The sequence below is a fragment of the Thiocapsa sp. C2-2m genome, from assembly GCF_041903745.1.
Taxonomy (GTDB): Bacteria; Pseudomonadota; Gammaproteobacteria; order Chromatiales; family Chromatiaceae; genus Thiocapsa; species Thiocapsa roseilacustris.
The window spans coordinates 1-17,374 of sequence record NZ_JBBWVD010000050.1; the positions used below are offsets into that span (position 1 = coordinate 1).

The following is a 17,374-nucleotide window of genomic DNA, read 5'->3' on the forward strand; positions in this document are numbered from 1 at the left end:
TTTGGGCTGCAGGCCCTTGAGTCGAAGGTGCTTGAGATGGGCTTCGTAGTGGCGCTTGAATTGCTCTTCGCAGGAGACGGACATACTGGCGTAACCCCATGATGTGGAAAATACACCCCTCTCGAGCGAGGGCATGAGGTGACATTCTAAGACTGACGCCGACCGCGGGCTTCCTCCGCGTAGCGGCTTCGTCCAACAAACGGTTAGATCGTCGCTCGCTGCGCTCGGACGATCTAACCTTATTCGTTGTGCCAATAGAGAATCTTGAGCTTGTCGCGGCTGCGATTGCAGAAGACGAACAGATGATCCGAGAACGGATCGGCCTGAAGCACATCGACCACCAAGGCCGCAAGACCGTCGATCTGTTTGCGCATGTCCGTGGCCCCTGCAGCCAGATACACCTGCGTCTGTCCGCCAAAGCCGATCATGCCGCCGTCCGCTGCGCGAGCATCTCCACCACCCGCGCGAGCGTGGCGCCATCGAACCCGGGCGGGACCTCCAGGCGCACGCCGCCACCGAAGACGACGGTCAGCACCCGAGCACTGCGCGCCGGCTCGAGGGCGTCGCCGAACTGCACCGGCAGCAAGCGTACCGGCGACTCGGCGCGGGATCGCGCCGGCCCGCCGCCGGCTTGGTGCTCCTGGCGGAAGACCGCTCGCCACCGATATAGACTCCCGGTCGAAATCCCGTGGCGCTCGCAGTACTGCGCCTGCGTCAGACCGCTGCCCGGCCAGCCCCCGACCAACTCCCGCCACTGCTCGCGACTGCGCCGCTTCTCTGCCATGCTCTTCCCCTCGGTGCGTGGAACATGGCGGCATCTTGCAGATCGCGCAGCACGCGGGATAGATGTATTTCGCTGGACGCTTACGGTGGATGCTCAGGCGCACGTCATCCAGCACCACGGCCGGCGTGGTCGTGCTTTGCAGCAGCGCGTGGAGTTGATTCTTCGCCCGCGTGCGATCGACCACCAACGCATCCAGGCGCCGGGCGCAGGCGCGCAGCTCCAGTGCCTCGGTCGCCGGGCGCCGCCATGGCTCGAATGGCATGCGCCGGGCAAACTGCGCCAGCACCCCGGCATCGACCGCATCGCTCTTGTTGCGCGTCTGCAAGGCCTCGGCAAAGCGCTTGGCGGCCTTGGGGTTGAGCACCATGAGCGCCAACCCGGCCGCATCGATGGCCAGTGCCAGGTCCAGGTGATAGCTGCCGGTCGCCTCCAGGCAGACCCGCTCCACCCGCGCACCTTGCAAGACCTTAATCAGCGCGGTATGACCGCTTGGCGTGTTGGCAAACTCGCGGACCTTGCCGAGCTTCTCCTCGGTACTGACGGCCAGCGCCAGGGTCTTGTGGGCCACATCGATTCCGGCTGTATTCATCGTCTGTCTCTTCAGGATGCAACGCGATATTATGATTCCCGGTTCCCCGACCCTGTACCATCGCCTACCGACCTTGTGTATGCAGGCTCATGGACACGTCCACGGCCTCGGATACTCTCCGGCATGGGCGAAGAGGGCGGGGAGCCCATCTACATGCAAGCTCTGAACAGCGGAACACGACATCCAGGCTTCAGGGGCGAACGGCTTCCCGGGCACTCTTCATCAAATCCGTTGATCGCTTTCCTTGTCAATCCCTTCAGAACAGAACATACAAGGGGCGAATGAATTCGCCCGTAGGAACGGTCCTCGACGAGAGCGTATTTTTCCACAATAGTCCTTGTCGTAATCGACAACGACAACGACAACAACAACGATTAGGATCCGGCTGCGTGGGCGAATCAATTCGCCCCTATACCCGACACCCCGCCATGTCGGTCATGTGGGGGAATCAATTCGCCCGCGTGGCGGGCGGGACGGAGGGATTCGCAGGCGGCTCGGCCGACGCCGGGGCGTCCAGCAACCCCGCAGGCATCGGCGGTACGGGCAGCATACCCATCGGGTCGCGCACGTAGGACGGGAAATCCGGATTGGTCCAGCCCGCTTTGGCCAGCTTGCTCTCGGGCGGACGCAGGCGCGAGGTGTAATCGAGCACGGCCGCCTGGTGACGCGGCGTGAAGCCGTCGATCTGCTTGACCATTTTGGGGTCGGAGTTCTTGCGTCGACCCATGCGGATCGCATCGAACTGGCGCATCAGATAGAGATAGTGCTGACCAGCTATCGCGGGGATGTGCTCCGCCTCGTTGCCCTCCCCGTTGTCGCCGTGACACTTGGTACATTGCTCCGCGTAGACCTCCTGTCCCAACGCCAAATCCACCCCGGGCCCGACCCCGTTCGCGGGAGCCATCGGAAGTTGCGCCACATAGGCCGCTACGTCGGCGACGCTCTGAGGGCCACCGAGGATACGCGGCACCGAGAAGGGATACATGAGCGGGTTGTCGCGATTGCGCGCCCGAATATCCGCAAGCTGCTTGATGATGACGGTACGCAACTGTCCGGCAATCTGCGGATAGGTCCCGTCGGGCGCACCCCAGCCTTCCGGACGATGGCAGACCGCACAGGTCAGATAAACCCTGCGTCCGTTCTCCGGATCGGGCGTCAGCGCCATCACCTGCTCGTATTCGAGCCGGGCGGTTTCGGCCGGGGTGTCGGTCGGGGCGGGTTCTTGGGCATAGGCCGCCGTCGAGACGAAGGCCGACAGAACGATGGGCAGGACGATCGCATATAGGGATCGAGACATCTTGACCTCCAAACGAAGAGACCGGGACCGGAACGGCTACAGGATGCTTGACCCCGGCGCGACATGGAAGATCCGCAGGCCGCGGGGCCGGCAACCCGGCGCAAGCCCGGGATGAGCACTGGAAAAACGAGCCGCATCGCCGCGGCCCGTCAAGGCATGCCCGATCGAAGCGGCCTCAGAGGCCCTTCAATCCGCTCGTCACGTTGGCCTGGAAGATGGCCTTGTGCACGTCGCCGATGCTGAGCATACCGACCAGCCGCCCCTCGTCCGCAACCGGGATGCGCCGGAAGTTATGCCTCACCATCACGGTCGCCGCGCGCAGCACATGCATCTCGGGATCGACCGTCACTGGATTGGGTGTCATCAGCTCCTCGGTCTTCAACCCCAGGGTCTCCGAGTAGCGTGCCATCTCCTTGTCGAGGTCGACCGAATGCATCCCCTCGGCGACGAGCTTGTCGAGCTTCGGAAACAGGGTGTGCAGCAGATCCCGCTCGGCGATGATGCCGACCAACTTTTCATCGCCGTCGACCACGGGCAGACCATGAAAGCGATAGAGACACATCAAGGACGCCACCTCGACGATCCGGGTATCGGGATTCACCGAGCGAACCGATCGACTCATCACATCTTTGACTTTCATCTAGGCCATCCTCCGTTGTGTTGTTGTCGGCCGCATTCGCGAGACAGAGGCGCACGTCTCGCGACGGCCGTCCGGGCATTATAGACCGGGCGCACATGGGTTTTTCGCCGCATTCCACGCCCCGCCCAGATCCCGCCGACACCCGTAAGCCCGACGACGAACCCTCGCCCGGTTTGACGCCACCGGTTTTATCCACAGGCCATCCACAGCCTGATCTACCGGTTTTACACAAGATATTGTGGTTGACGGATCCATTAACCAGCATATATTGTGTCCATCGCCTAGTGCAGCTCGGGCAGCTCGGCAGATATGTCGAGACCGTTCGTTGTCGTTGTCGTTGTCGTTGTCGTTGTCGTATCGATCGTCGATGACGACAACGACAACGAAGATGATCTCGGACGGTCTCGAAATCTCCGCACCACTCCGCTAGCGCCCGCTCGGCCGTCGAGGCCACGGACCATCCTTATAGACCGACCCCGCCGTCACACCGCATCCCAGGAGGAGCCATGTCCACCGAGAGCCCGTCATTGGTCGAATCCACGCCCGCCGAAGACGCCGTCGCCCGCCCCGGACAGCCCGCGAAGCCGAACCCGAACCCGGCCCGGCACAGCGACTCGGCTCCCGAGATCACCGCCCATACCCCGGGCAAGGTCCAGGTCATCCGGCGCAACGGCAAGGTCACCCACTTCGACGCCAACAAGATCATGGTCGCCATGACCAAGGCGTTCCTCGCCGTGGAGGGCGGTTCGGCGGCGGCCTCCAGCCGTGTTCACGACCGGGTGCGCGAGCTCGCCGAGCAGGTGACCTCGGCCCTGACACGCCGCCTGCCCGGCGGCGGCACCGTCCATATCGAGGACATCCAGGATCAAGTGGAGTTGGCGCTGATGCGGGCCGGCGAGCACAAGGTCGCGCGCGATTACGTCCTCTACCGCGAGGCCCGCGCCCGCGAGCGTGCCGAACGTGCAGCGGCGAGCACGCCTGCCGAGGCCGCGCACCCGCTCTCCGTGACGCTCGCCGACGGCAGCACCCGCCCGCTGGATGTCGTGCGCCTGACGCGTCTGCTCGACGAGGCCTGTCGCGATCTCGACGCGGTGGACGCACAGGCCATCCTGACCGACACCCTGCGCAATCTCTTCGACGGGGTGCGCGAGGCCGATGTCGGACAGGCGCTGGTGATGTCTGCCCGCGCCAGGATCGAAAAAGACCCCCAGTACAGCCAGGTCGCCGCCCGACTGCTGCTCGACGTGCTGCGGAGGGAAGCGCTGGGCTTCCTCGGGCTCGCCGTTGGTGTCGAGACCCAGGCGGATCTCGCCGAGCGCTACAGCGACTATCTGACGGCCTATATCAAGCGCGCCGCCGACCTGGAGCATCTCGACCAGCAGCTCGCCCGCTACGACCTCGTCCGCCTTGGCGCTGCGCTTAAGCCCGAGCGTGATCTGCAGTTCACCTATCTTGGCCTGCAGACCCTCTACGACCGCTATTTCATCCACACCGCCGACGGCATCCGCTTCGAGCTGCCCCAGGCCTTCTTCATGCGCGTCGCCATGGGGCTGGCCATCAACGAGATCGACCGCGAGACCCGCGCCATCGAGTTCTACGAGCTGCTCTCGAGCTTCGACTTCATGAGCTCGACCCCCACGCTCTTCAACTCCGGCACGCTGCGCCCCCAGCTCAGCTCCTGCTATCTCACCACCGTCCCGGACGACCTCGACGGCATCTTCGGGGCCATCAAAGACAACGCCCTCCTGTCGAAATTCGCCGGCGGCTTAGGTAACGACTGGACCCGCGTACGCGGCATGGGCGCGCACATCAAGGGGACCAACGGCAAGAGCCAGGGCGTGGTGCCCTTCCTGAAGGTGGCTAACGATACGGCGGTGGCGGTCAACCAGTGCTTCGCACCGGAGACCACCGTCTTCACCGCCGACGGCCCCAAGCCGATCGCGGACGTACGGGTCGGCGATCTGGTGCTGGGTCAGCGCGGACGCTATCGCGAGGTCACGGAGCATTTCACCTACGACCAGAAGGACGCCCCCATGGTTCGGGTGGCGGTCAAGCATTCGGTCAATGACCTGACCGTCACCGCCGGTCATCCCTTCTGGGCCATCCAAGGCGTGCCGATGGAGCAGTCCATCGAACGCACGCTCGGCCAGATCGAGCAGGCCCGTTTCCGGCCCGAATGGGTCGAGGCCGGCCAGCTGACGCGCGGAGACTACGTGGCTCAGGTCATCCCCGCCGAGGTGGTTCCGGTCCCGGAGCTCACCCAAGCGGATGCACGCTTCTACGGCATTCTGCTCGGCGACGGGCACCTCACGCGCGGCTACGAATTCGGTGTCTCGGGCAACCCGGGGCGCGACAGCGGACATCTCCAGTTCGTCCGCGACTATCTCACCGAGCGCGGGATCCACTTTTGGGAGAACGGGCGGGGTAATAAATACATCCAGATCAAGTGGGCCGTCGGCAGGGGCTTGGCCCGCTGCGCGACCACCGGCCGCTATGTCGGACTGGACGAGGCCCATCTGCCCTTCAGCTATGAGGATCTCTACGACGCACGCGGCAAGAAACGCATCGCACGCCGCTTCAGCCATCTGCCGCACGATCAGGCGCTGGCGCTCGTCCAGGGACTTCTGGAAACCGACGGCGGAATAAGCCGCGGCAAAGAGATCACTTTCACCAGCACCTCCGCCGCGCTCGCCGAGGGCTTGCGTTATCAGCTCCTGCGACTCGGCATCCCCTGCGCCGGTCAGTATCGCGAGCGCGACAATGCCCACACGGGCACACGCGGTGACGGCTCGGTGGTCTCCTTCACCGGCACCGTCCGCGCCTTCGACCTGCGCATCCCGGCCGTGCCCGAGATCGCCGAGCTGGTCGGCATCCCGGCGCTCACCAAACAGAATTGGTTCCGCTTGGGTAATTGGATCTTCACGCGGGTCAAATCGGTCACCTCCATCGCGCCGGTGCCGGTGGTCCATGATCTCAAGGTGGAAGGTGACCGAACCTATATGACGGCCGCAGCGCTGGTGTCGAATGGCGGCAAGCGTAAGGGCGCCGTCTGCGCCTATCTCGAAACCTGGCACGTCGACATCGAAGAATTCCTTGATCTGCGTAAGAACACCGGCGACGACCGCCGCCGCACCCACGACATGAACACCGCCAACTGGGTGCCGGATCTCTTCATGAAGCGGGTCGCCGAGGATCAGCACTGGACCCTCTTCTCGCCCGACGAGACCCCGGACCTGCACGACCTGACCGGACTGGCGTTCGAGCAGGCGTATGTCGGCTACGAGGAGCGTGCCGCGCGTGGCGAGCTGCGGGTCAGCAAGCGGATCAAGGCCGTCGACCTCTGGCGCAAGATGCTCGCCATGCTTTTCGAGACCGGACATCCCTGGATCGCCTTCAAGGATCCGTGCAACGTGCGCTACACCAATCAGCATGTCGGGGCCGTGCACAGCTCCAACTTGTGCACTGAAATTACCCTGCATACCAATGACTTAGAGATCGCCGTCTGCAATCTCGGCAGCGTCAATCTGGCCGCGCACGTGACCGAAAAGGGGCTCGACACCAAGCGGTTGCAGAAGACCGTCAGCACCGCCATGCGGATGCTCGACAACGTCATCGACTACAACTTCTACAACGTCCCGCAGGCGCGCAACTCCAACCTGCGGCACCGTCCGGTCGGGCTTGGCATCATGGGCTTCCAGGACGCCCTCTATAAGCTGCGCATCCCCTACCCAACTCTGGAGGCCGTTCAGTTCGCCGACCACAGCATGGAGGCCTTCAGCTATTTCGCGATCCAGGCCAGCACGGATCTCGCGCAGGAACGAGGGCGCTATCAGAGTTTCGAAGGCTCGCTCTGGAGCCGCGGAATCCTGCCGATCGACAGCATCAAACTGCTCGCAGAGGCGCGCGGTAACTATCTGCAGATGGACACCGGCACGACCCTGAACTGGGACGCCCTGCGCGAGCGGGTCCGCACCGTCGGCATGCGCAACTCCAACTGCATGGCCATCGCCCCAACCGCGACCATCAGCAACATCGTCGGCGTCAGCCAGTCAATCGAGCCGACCTATCAGAACCTCTTCGTCAAATCCAACCTCTCGGGCGAGTTCACGGTGGTTAACCCTTACCTGGTGGTCGACCTGAAGGAACGCGGCCTTTGGGATTCGGTGATGGTCAACGATCTCAAATACTACGACGGCTCGATCCAGCAGATCGACCGCATCCCGGACGATCTGAAGGAACTCTACGCCACCGCCTTCGAGGTCGACGCCCGCTGGCTGGTGGAGGCCGGCAGCCGCCGCCAAAAGTGGCTCGACCAAGCCCAGAGCCTCAACCTCTACATGCGCGAGCCCAGCGGCAAAAAGCTCGACAATCTCTACAAGCTGGCGTGGGTGCGGGGTTTGAAGACAACCTACTACCTGCGGTCCATGGGCGCCACCCATGTCGAGAAGTCCACGATGGACGACACCGGGAAGGCCAATCGCCTCAGCGCGGTCGGCGGCAATTATCTCTCGCTCGAGGCAAAGGGCAACGGCGCCGCTGCCCCGGCAGCCTGCTCGATCCTCGACCCCGAGTGCGAAGCCTGCCAGTAGGGGCGACTTCAGTCGCCCGGTATCGGAGAGGGCGACTGAAGTCGCCCCTACCCGCCCCTATACCGCCCCTTCCCGCCCCACACGGACGATGGAGACGACATGACCGACACGACAACACTGATCGCACACCACGGCGCCGTCGACGGCGTCACCGGCTCCTGCCATGAGCTGATGCTCGGCGACGGCCGCTCGGTCCTGATCGACTGCGGGCTCTTCCAAGGTGCGGAGACCGCCTCGGACGGCTCCGGTGCCGACCGCCCGGGCATCGGCTTCGCGGTCGATCGGATCCAGGCGCTGATCCTGACCCATGTGCACATCGACCACGTCGGGCGCCTGCCCCATCTGCTGGCCGCCGGCTTTCGCGGACCCATACTCTGCAGCGAAGCCTCGGCGGAGCTTCTCCCGCTGGTCCTGGAAGACGCGCTGAAGGTCGGCGTCACCCGCGATGCCGCCCTCATCGAGGCCGTCCTGCGCGGGCTGCAGGCACGCCTGATCCCGCTCCCCTACGGGGAATGGAACCCCTTGATCACGGGCGATCCTGCGCTGCGCATCCGTTTGCAGCAAGCCGGTCACATCCTCGGATCCGCCTATGTCGAATGCGACCTGACCCGCGCCGGGACCACCACACGCGTACTCTTCTCGGGAGACCTCGGCGCGCCGCACACCCCGCTGCTGCCGGATCCGACCCCGCCGGAATCGGCCGATATCGTCGTGCTGGAGAGTACCTACGGCGACCGCATCCACGAGAACCGCAGCACCCGCCATCAGCGCCTGCGGGCCATGGTCGAGCACGCCTTCGGAGACGGTGGAACCCTTTTGATTCCGGCCTTCAGCATCGGACGCACTCAGGAACTGCTCTACGAGCTGGAAACCTTGGTGCACGAGAACCGCGGTACCAAAGGTACCGGCGGCAAGTGGCAATGGGATGATCTCGCGGTGGTGCTGGATTCACCGCTGGCGGCGGACCTGACCGCGGGCTACCGCAGACTGCGCGCACATTGGGACCGCGAGGCCAAGGCCCGGGTTGCGGCCGGTCGCCATCCGCTCGCGTTCGATCGGATGCTCACGGTCGACGACCACGCAGCACATCTGCGCATGGTCGAGTACCTCGCGCGCGAGCATCGTCCCGCCATCGTGATCGCCGCAAGCGGCATGTGCGCCGGCGGGCGGATCGTCAATTATCTCAAGGCCATGCTCGGCGATCCGCGCCACGATGTGCTCTTCGTCGGCTACCAAGCCGCCGGCACGCCGGGCCGGGACATCCAACGCTACGGGCCCCGCGGCGGCTATGTCCAGCTCGACGGGCGCCGCTACGACATCCGCGCACGCATCCACACCATCGGCGGCTACTCCGCACATGCCGACCAACACGACCTGCTCGCGTTCATCGGCGCCATGTCCCCTCCACCCCAGGAAGTGATCCTCGTCCACGGCGAGCACGGAGCCAAAACCGCCCTCCGAGACGCCTTGCTGCAGCACTTTGACGGGGTTAGGGTCCGCATTCCTTGAACCCAAGCCTCGTCCGACGACGACGCTCCAGCACACGGCCATTCACGGATGAAGAGCAGCGCGCTCTCCCCCGGCTGACTACAGGGGGCTAATAGGATCGAGAGGCCGTGGCGGCGGAGCATTGGAGTTGCTGCCAGCGACCCCGGCGGCGACCACTCCGGCCCCGGCCACGACAGCAAACGCTCCGGCACCGGTCACGCCGCCGAGAGCGCCGAGACCGCCGAGAAAGCCGCCACCTAAGCCGCCACCGACGGCCCCACCACCAACGGCCCCACCACCGACTGCCCCGCCGCCGACGGTCACGCCACCGAGCCCACCGACAGGCGCGCTCAGCTGAGCGGAAGCCACGTCGGTCACTTTGACCGGGCTATCGACACAGACGCTTGTCGAGCCGACCGTCAACAGCTCCTTCTCCTTCATCAGGTGCCGGCAGCCGTCGGCGAACTCAAGCAATGCCTCGCTCTGCTCAAGGACGATCAGGCGGTCGAGCTCATTCAGCTTCATACCTTGCTGGGCGGCGACGAAATGTTCGCCCTTGCTGATCATCGCTGCCCCGTCGACCCGCTTGATTTCACCGACCGTCTCGGACGCGATCGCCTGAACAACACCGACACTCAAGGCCGCACCCACCACTAGAACAAATTCTTTGCGCATCATCCTGTTACCCCAAATAAAAGCCAAAGCCCAGGAAACACATTCGCCGATCACCCGTCATCGAAAACGATCCGTGTCGACTCTAGAATCGAGCTTAGCCCCTTCAGCCACGAAAATCCAGGTGACGGAGCTCGCGGAGAACGCGCCGGGGAGCCAGACCATCGCCCCGCCGGCCGAGGAGTACGCAGCGCCCGATCAAGCCCGATCCGCAGGCCTTGCAGCCCTCATTCAGCATCCTCCTTCGCTTCCGTTTGGCCATTGCCCGCAGACGCCGCCGGCTCGGCACGATCCCGCATGAGCGCATCCACGCGCGCCGCTGCATCAACCCTCGCGGCACGGGCAACCATAAGGTCGTCGAACCAAATGGTACCGTCGAGCTTTTGCTCGAACGCCCTGGTCCCGCCCGAGACCAGCGTCAACTGCTGATAGAAACAGGTTTCGGGCACCTCGAAATACAGTTCGAATTCACGCCAATCCGAAGAGCCAAGAAAGCGCGACCCCTCGCCGAGGATCTTGGACTCCGGCAAAAGACACCGCACGGTCCATTTTACGCCGCCTTGAGACGCCAGGCTGTCGACCCGCACGCGCCCCGACAAGCGGTACTGACCCGCGTCCAGAAACAGCGGCTGAAACAGATGACGAAACGGCCCCTCGAAGGCGCGGAAACGCAACCGCAAGGCGGCTCGACCATTCGAGCCACGCGTCGCCATCGGCTCGGCTGAGAAATGCACATTCGAGGCAAGGCGCCAACCGAAACCACGTCCCTCGATCGGCAGCTCGAAACCACCGTCGTAGAGCAGACCCAATTGGCGACGTTCTGTGTCGTTCAGCCCGCTGACCCAGACGACGTAAGCTGCGGCAATCGCTCCATCCTTCTGGAGTCGCTCGACATAGACCGCGCGCTCGTCCGGCGTCGGAGGCGCACTCGCCGACTGACGCCGCAAGGCATAGAGAAAGCGGACCGTATCCGTGTCCGCTGCAGTGCGCGCCACGTAACGAAAATAGCCCGTCCACCACGACGGCGGAGACGCGGCCGTCGAGCCCAAGAGCGCCCGGTACTCGGGGCTCTCCGCCATCCGCAGCAAATGAGGAAACAAGATATTGTGCTGCGATCTGTCGGCTTCGAGCGTCGTCGACCAATGCGCGAGCATCCGATCGTAGCGCTCCCGTTGTCCCCAGTAGACTGCCACCGCAAGCTGCACGCGCGGATCGACCGGAGCAAGCCTCACCGCCAGCTCGATCAAGGCATCGCTGCGCACGATATCGCCCTCCGCGAGCGATCGAGCGGCAAGCACGATCAGCGGATGCGGGTCGGAAGGGTTGGCCCGATAGGCGTCTTCCAGCAAACGAGTACCGCCCTCTTGATCCTCGGGCAAAACCTGCAGCGCCTTCAAATACAAGATCCCCGACTGATCGGCCTGCCACCCGAGCGCGTGATCGATCATCGCGACCTCGCCCGTCGCGACGCGATCGGCATAGTAGCCGCCAAGCCCATTCACCAGGCTGCCCCACGCCAACCCGAGCGCCCCGAGCACCAACATCGCTCGCCACCAATACATCCGCATACCCAAGTCCTTCCTCCATCCGGCCGATTCGATCCGAACGCCTCAGTTCAACCGGTAGATCATGCTTGCAATCAGATACCCTCCGCCCTCGCGAACCAGCGCGAAATCCACGCGGCCTGTGGCGTAACGGTATGCGCCGTTGATGCGAGATTGATTCCCGACCGTCACCGCCCCGGACCCGCTGATACGCCCGTCCGGCAGCGTACGCCAGCGCACGCTGTTGATCGACAGTTTCGCCCCGGTGATGCGATTGAACAGATCTGCATACTTCGAGCGGATCAACCCCCGTCCGCTGCCTTCGTTGACACGCGCGTTCGCGGTAAAGAGGGCCGCGAAACCATCGGCATTCATCGCCGCATAGGCACTCTCAAGACGTGCGACCAAGGCGGCCGCATCCTTCTCGGGGGTCGCGGCAGGACGGCTTGCAACAGCGCTCGGTGCTGGCTCGGCTGCGCCGGCGAGCGAACGAGCAGGCTGTTCCGGTGCGGCCGGCGTGGGCGCCGCTGCGGCGCGCCTCGGCGCTGGCGCGTCCCTCTGCAGGTTCTCGGAGAGCCGCGAAGCAGGTTCAACAGGAGGTGCAGGCGGTGGCGCTTCCGGGGCTGTCTTCGGCTGCGCGACTGGCTCGACGATGGGTTGCCTCTCGGGCAGCTCCGGCAGCTCCGCTTTCGGCTGCGTTGCCGGCTTCGACTTGAGCGCCGCTGCCGTACCCGTCTCGGGCTGCCGTGGTGTGGAATCCACCATTTGCGTCGGCGCGGCGGACAACCGCACCGGCTCCGCGGGCCTCTCCGGCTCGATCGCTTTCGAGGGCAGGACGCCTCGACCCGCGGGAATCAAGGCACTCGCGGCTGAAACCGGCGGAATCACCAGCGCTTCGGGTTCACGCGCCTTCGCGAGATCCTCATGCGGAACCGCACGCACGACCCGAGCCGATTCGGATCGGCCGACCTCGCGCTGGCCGACCTTGAGCCGATCGGCATCGATTACCTTCTCGGGCATCGCGCTGTCGGTACTGATGGTCGCGCCCGGGGCCGTCGTCGCGATCATGGTCGGTCGTTCCGCCGCATACACCGTCACGCCCGCCGATACTGCGGCCAAACGCTCGGGTGCATCGTCGAGCGCACGAATAGCGGTGCGATCCTGCTCGGACAAGGGGCCCTCGACAGGGGTAGGTTCGATCGGCGGCAGCGGGGCAACCGCAGCCCGACCGCCGGACCCCGTGCTCCCGGCCGAAGGCGCGAGATAGCTCGGCAGCGGCGCCGAAGTCTCCGCGCTGCCGCTCGCCGCCAGACGCAGCGTCGGCGTCCGATTGGCCTGGATCAGCGTATAGCCCGACCCGAGCACCAGTGCGCCGAGCACAACTGCGCCGACCAGAGCGAGTCCGACACGGGGGCGTCGTCCTCGCGCACCCCGCTCGCGCACGAACCGACCCGGACCCTTACCGGCAAGCACCGGCAGACTCGGCCGGAAAAACCATGCGGGATCCGTCTCGCTGAAGCCGGCCGTGAGGTCCGGTAAACCCAGGTCGTAGGTCGCGCGGGTCTCGGGATCCCGCAGCGTCTGATAGGCCAGATTGATGCGTGTCGCGTAAAAGGCACCGACCTCGGTCGAGGCATCGACCCGGTCCGGGTGAAACATCCTGATCAAAAGCTGATAGTGATGCCGAATCGACTCCTGAGAGGCATCCCGGTTCAGCCCCAAGTGGCGATAGAAATCACCCGCCGGGCTCAGGAGCGCGTGTCGCACGAAGAACCGCGCGGCCTCCTCGATCTCGGCCGGACCGGCCGCGAGCTGCTCGGCGGTCTGCGCGATCCGCGCCGAGGCGAGCGCCGTGCAGAACTCCGCCAGCAAGGTGCCGAACCCCTGCGGCAAGGTGCGCTCGACCTCGGCAAGATGCCGATACGCAAGCGGATCGCGATAATAGTCGAGCGCAAGCTCGACCAGCGGGGCAGCCATGATCGACCCGGCTAGGCCGCACTCTGCTGCGGCAGGTTCGCCTGATCGCCCCGGCCGCCGTAGCTATAAATGTAGTCATAGCCGTAGCCGTAGCCGTAGCCCTTGCCCGCGCGCCCGACCTTCGCGAGCACGCCCCCGATCAGATGCGCATTCGCCTGTCTCAAGCGTTTCACGGCACTTGCGATCTCGCGTCGGTGCGTCGACTGGGCAGCCACGATGAAGAGCGTCGCCTTCGCCAGATTCGCAAGGATCAGCGCATCGGCGAGCCCGATCACGGGCGGCCCGTCGATGATCACGACGTCGAAACGCTCGGCCGCCACGCTCAACAGATCCAGCATCTTCGCACTCGCGAGCAGCTCGACCGGGTTCGGCGGGAGCGGCCCGCTGGTGATGGTAAAGAGTCGCGTCACCATGGTCGCCTGCGAGATCTCAAGCGGTTGCGCGCTGCCCGCCAGATAGTTCGTGAGGCCGTTCGTGTTGGGCAAAGAAAAGGCCCGCTGCAACGTGGGGTTACGCAGATCACAGTCGATCAGCAGGACCGTGTTGCCCGCCTGCGCGAAGGCGATCGCCGTGTTGATGGCCGTGGTTGTCTTGCCCTCACCCTGCGCCGAGCTTGTAAAGTGCAGGATGTCGGGGGCACCGTCGGACGTCGAGAACAACAGCTGGGTGCGCAGCGAGCGCACCGATTCGGCGACCGCACTCTTCGGATCCCGGAAGGCGAGCAGGCCGAGCTCGTCGTCCTGCAGCCCCAGCTCGCGGGCGTCGACCTTGGGGATCAGGGTCAGCACGGGGGCACCGATCAGCCCCTCGACGTCCTCGGTACCCCGGACCGTATCGTCGAGCGCATCCAACAGGAAGGCGGCGAGCACGCCGACGAAGCCGCCCAGCGCGATCGCAATGGCCAGGTTCAGTTTCAGACTGGGCTTGAAAGGGGCAAGCGGCACCCGGGCCGCATCCACGATCGAGATGTTGTTCTCCCCGATCCCGGCGGCTACACCGACTTCCTTCACCCGCTGGAGCAGCCCGTCGTAAAGCTCGCGGTTGGTGGTGACCTCGCGTCTCAGTGTCTCGAAGTCCGTGCTGCGATCCTGCAGCACCAGGGCCTCTTCGTTCAGCTCCAAGATGCGTTGGGAGAGCTTGGCCTCCTCCAGCGACTTGGCCTCGTACTTCGCCTTCACGCCGCCGGCGATCGCCGAGGTCTCACGGGCAATCTGCTGGTCCAGCTCGTCGATCTGCTGTTTGAGCTGCCGCATGCTCGGATAATTGGGCTTGAAGACCTGCAACTGGTCGCGATAGTCCGCCTCCATGGTGCCGCGCCGCTCCTTCAGACTCTGAATGAGCTGGCTTTCCAGTACCCCGGCCGCGCTGCCGGCGCCTCCGGCGCCCACGATGCCGATATATTCCGCCTCCGCCTCGATCCGGGCCCCCTCGGCCTTGATCAGCTGGGCATTCATCTCGCGCAATTTATCGAGTGTGATCTCCAAGCGTTTGTCGGTATCCACGATTTCGCGCTCGCGCGCGTAGGCGGCAAACCGCTTCTCGGACTCCTCCAAGGTCGCGCGCGCCTGCGCGAGCTGCTCCTCGAGGAAGCGTTTCGCGAAGGAGGATGCGTCGTAGCGCCGCTCCAGGTTCAGGTTGATGAAGTTGGCCGCAACCGCATTGGCCACCTCCGCCGCCTCGACCGGACTGGGGCTGTCATAATGGATCCGCACCAGACGCGAGTCGCGCACCGGCTCGATCGTCAACGGCTTGAGCAACGCGATCTCCTCGTTCATCCGCTGCGCTTGCTCGGGGTCGACCCCGGAGCGCGCATCCTCCGTCGCGGACGACCCGGACATGGTCGACACCCACGCCTTCGCCATGGCGGCCATATCCCCGAAGAAGGACGAACCATCCTCATCGGCATCCATCGGCACCAGGCCGAGCTGGTCGATGACCCTGCGCGCCAAAGTGTTGCTCTTGAGCAGCTCGTACTGGGTCCGGTAGAAATCCATGTTCGCCCGATACCCCGTTGCCTCCTCTTGAGTGACACTCCCGTAGTCCACCACGCGACTGCCTACGGTCTCGATCTGCAGGAGCAAGGTGCTGCGATAGATCGGCGTCATGACGAATGTCGCCACCAAGGCCAGGATCGCGGCCAAACCAACCGCCGAGATGATCAACCAACGACGCCGCATCAGCACGGCCCAGAGCTCGCGCAGGTCGATCACATCCTCGTCGCGGGCGGGCTGCGCGGGAAGCTGGACCGCCACACTCGGCAGCCGGGACCGCTGGGCGGGCTGCAGCGGTTGATGAGGACCTTCGGGGGCGAGCGATTGATTCGGGCTATTCATCGAGTCCATGTCCATCGAGAACGCCGTTGTGCCGGCGCATGCGACGTCTTGCGAGCAAGCGCCCAAGTTCGGCAGAAACGACAGTGAAGTACCATGCGAGACCCCGGAGTGAACGAGCACAGCGGGCCTTGGTCACGAAGAGCGGCCGGGTCGAGTGGACGACCGAGAGCGCAGTCTACCAAGCCCCTGCGCCGGCGTTGGCGTTGGCGTTGGCGTTGGCGTTGGCGTTGGCGTTGGCGTTGGCGTTGGCGGACTGCGCTTATCCACCCGCCCCGCTCTCCTCACCCTAGCCGCTTCCATCGTCCTACCCGCGACCATCAGCCAATCGGCGGGGTTTTTGAGTGAGGCCGTGCAGAGATCCACCCCGCTCCGGGCCGCCCTAATAGTAGAGCGGATTGAGCGAAACGAACCCGCGCAAGGCTCCGGTCATGTTCTTCACGAACACTGCGGACCCCGACTCCGGCACCATCACCTTGTCGTTGACCGCGAGCACCGGATCGACCAGATCGCCGCGTTGAACCTTTCTCAAATCGACCACGTAGGCGCTCACGGATTGTCCGGGCAACGACCTGAAGACCACAACCTCCCCCGGTTTCGCCACCTCGTTGACCCCCTCGGCCATCGAGATCGCCTGCAGCAGCGTGGTCTGACCCTTCATCGGGAACACGCCCGGCTTCTTCACCGCACCGCCGACCGTGATGTTCATGTTTGCATACTCGAGGACCAACACGTTCACCTGCGGATTCTGCAGATGGTCCTTCGCCAATTCGGCCGCGATGACCCGTCCGGCCTGCTCGGGCGTCAATCCGCCGACCGCCACCGGGCCGATCAGGGGCATCACGATCACCCCGGCCTCGTTCACCCGCTCCTTCGTCGACAAATCCGGGACCTTGAAGACATCCACCTGGATCAGATCGCCCGCACCGATCAGGTAGGTCGCAGCAGAGCTGCTCATCGCCGGCGGAAGACCCACCACAGCAGGCACCAGCGTCCCGCCCTCAGACGGCGCAGCCGTTTCCGGCGTGCCCGATGTCGGAACCGCCCCCATCTCGGAGCCAGGCATCGCGGAGCCCGATGGCGACGACCCCGACGAACAACCACCGAGGAAAACCAAGACCGCGAGCACAAGCCAAAAAGACTTCAGCATTGTTGAATCTCTTCCACCCATTGTCGTAAAAGCATTGCACCGCAGCGAGCCCGGCTGGCCCCGCTCGTATCACCGGCCACCCGAACCTCCAAGGACTAGAATTTCAGGGGCTCCTGACACCCTGTTCCACCCTACATCTTCTCGGAATCGCGCGGGTCGTTACCCGACCGACGGATTCGTCGCAACCGTTCCATCGACGTGAATCCAGGCCCGCGTTAGGCTATCCCAAGATCATACCAACGGCAAAATCTCATTGCCCCTTCGGCATGTGAATCCACCCAAGGCCGGCTCGGTCCGTTGCGAGCAGCGCCCGA

The 17,374-nt window shown here is 64.5% G+C and carries 11 protein-coding genes; 3 read left to right on the plus strand and 8 right to left on the minus strand.

Features of this window, described 5'->3' with window-relative positions; translation table 11 throughout:
* Positions 1-239 precede the first annotated feature (239 nt).
* The 3 genes from tnpB to AADX97_RS25775 form a co-directional block, all read right to left on the minus strand.
* Positions 240-1,373 (minus strand): IS66 family insertion sequence element accessory protein TnpB, encoded by a 1,134-nt coding sequence (gene tnpB, locus AADX97_RS25765; protein WP_374239336.1) that lies wholly within the window; start codon positions 1,371-1,373, stop codon positions 240-242.
* A 448-nt stretch (positions 1,374-1,821) separates the two neighbouring features.
* Entirely contained in the window at positions 1,822-2,670 is an 849-nt protein-coding gene (locus AADX97_RS25770; RefSeq protein WP_374237473.1) for a cytochrome c, read from the minus strand.
* A 175-nt stretch (positions 2,671-2,845) separates the two neighbouring features.
* Complete coding sequence (locus tag AADX97_RS25775; protein ID WP_374237474.1) at positions 2,846-3,310, minus strand: CBS domain-containing protein; 465 nt, start codon at positions 3,308-3,310, stop codon at positions 2,846-2,848.
* Between the two features lie 506 nt (positions 3,311-3,816).
* Here AADX97_RS25775 and AADX97_RS25780 point away from each other — a divergent pair.
* Both AADX97_RS25780 and AADX97_RS25785 read left to right on the plus strand, forming a co-directional pair.
* A complete protein-coding gene (locus AADX97_RS25780) occupies positions 3,817-7,899 on the plus strand; it encodes a ribonucleoside-diphosphate reductase subunit alpha (RefSeq protein ID WP_374237475.1) in 4,083 nt (1,360 codons plus the stop codon).
* A 99-nt stretch (positions 7,900-7,998) separates the two neighbouring features.
* The gene (locus AADX97_RS25785) at positions 7,999-9,408 is read left to right on the plus strand and encodes an MBL fold metallo-hydrolase RNA specificity domain-containing protein (RefSeq protein WP_374237114.1); all 1,410 of its coding nucleotides are present in this window, start codon (positions 7,999-8,001) and stop codon (positions 9,406-9,408) included.
* Positions 9,409-9,486: 78 nt separating this feature from the next.
* On the opposite strand, the gene AADX97_RS25790 is transcribed toward AADX97_RS25785, so the two are convergent.
* The 4 genes from AADX97_RS25790 to AADX97_RS25805 form a co-directional block, all read right to left on the minus strand.
* Positions 9,487-10,116 (minus strand): hypothetical protein, encoded by a 630-nt coding sequence (locus AADX97_RS25790; protein ID WP_374237108.1) that lies wholly within the window; start codon positions 10,114-10,116, stop codon positions 9,487-9,489.
* Between the two features lie 170 nt (positions 10,117-10,286).
* Positions 10,287-11,633 (minus strand): tetratricopeptide repeat protein, encoded by a 1,347-nt coding sequence (locus AADX97_RS25795; RefSeq protein ID WP_374237107.1) that lies wholly within the window; start codon positions 11,631-11,633, stop codon positions 10,287-10,289.
* A gap of 36 nt (positions 11,634-11,669) precedes the next feature.
* Positions 11,670-13,580: a DnaJ domain-containing protein gene (locus tag AADX97_RS25800; RefSeq protein WP_374237105.1), complete on the minus strand. Its 1,911-nt coding sequence runs from the start codon at positions 13,578-13,580 to the stop codon at positions 11,670-11,672.
* Positions 13,581-13,591: 11 nt separating this feature from the next.
* Positions 13,592-15,913: a GumC family protein gene (locus AADX97_RS25805; RefSeq protein WP_374237103.1), complete on the minus strand. Its 2,322-nt coding sequence runs from the start codon at positions 15,911-15,913 to the stop codon at positions 13,592-13,594.
* A gap of 128 nt (positions 15,914-16,041) precedes the next feature.
* Here AADX97_RS25805 and AADX97_RS25810 point away from each other — a divergent pair, with 128 nt between their 5' ends.
* On the plus strand, positions 16,042-16,203 hold the full coding sequence (locus AADX97_RS25810) for a hypothetical protein (protein WP_374237102.1): 162 nt from the start codon (positions 16,042-16,044) through the stop codon (positions 16,201-16,203).
* A gap of 89 nt (positions 16,204-16,292) precedes the next feature.
* Here the strand turns inward: AADX97_RS25810 and AADX97_RS25815 are convergent, their stop codons facing one another.
* Positions 16,293-16,976, minus strand: a complete 684-nt coding sequence (locus AADX97_RS25815; protein ID WP_374237101.1) for a polysaccharide biosynthesis/export family protein — start codon at positions 16,974-16,976, stop codon at positions 16,293-16,295.
* Positions 16,977-17,374: the final 398 nt, after the last annotated feature.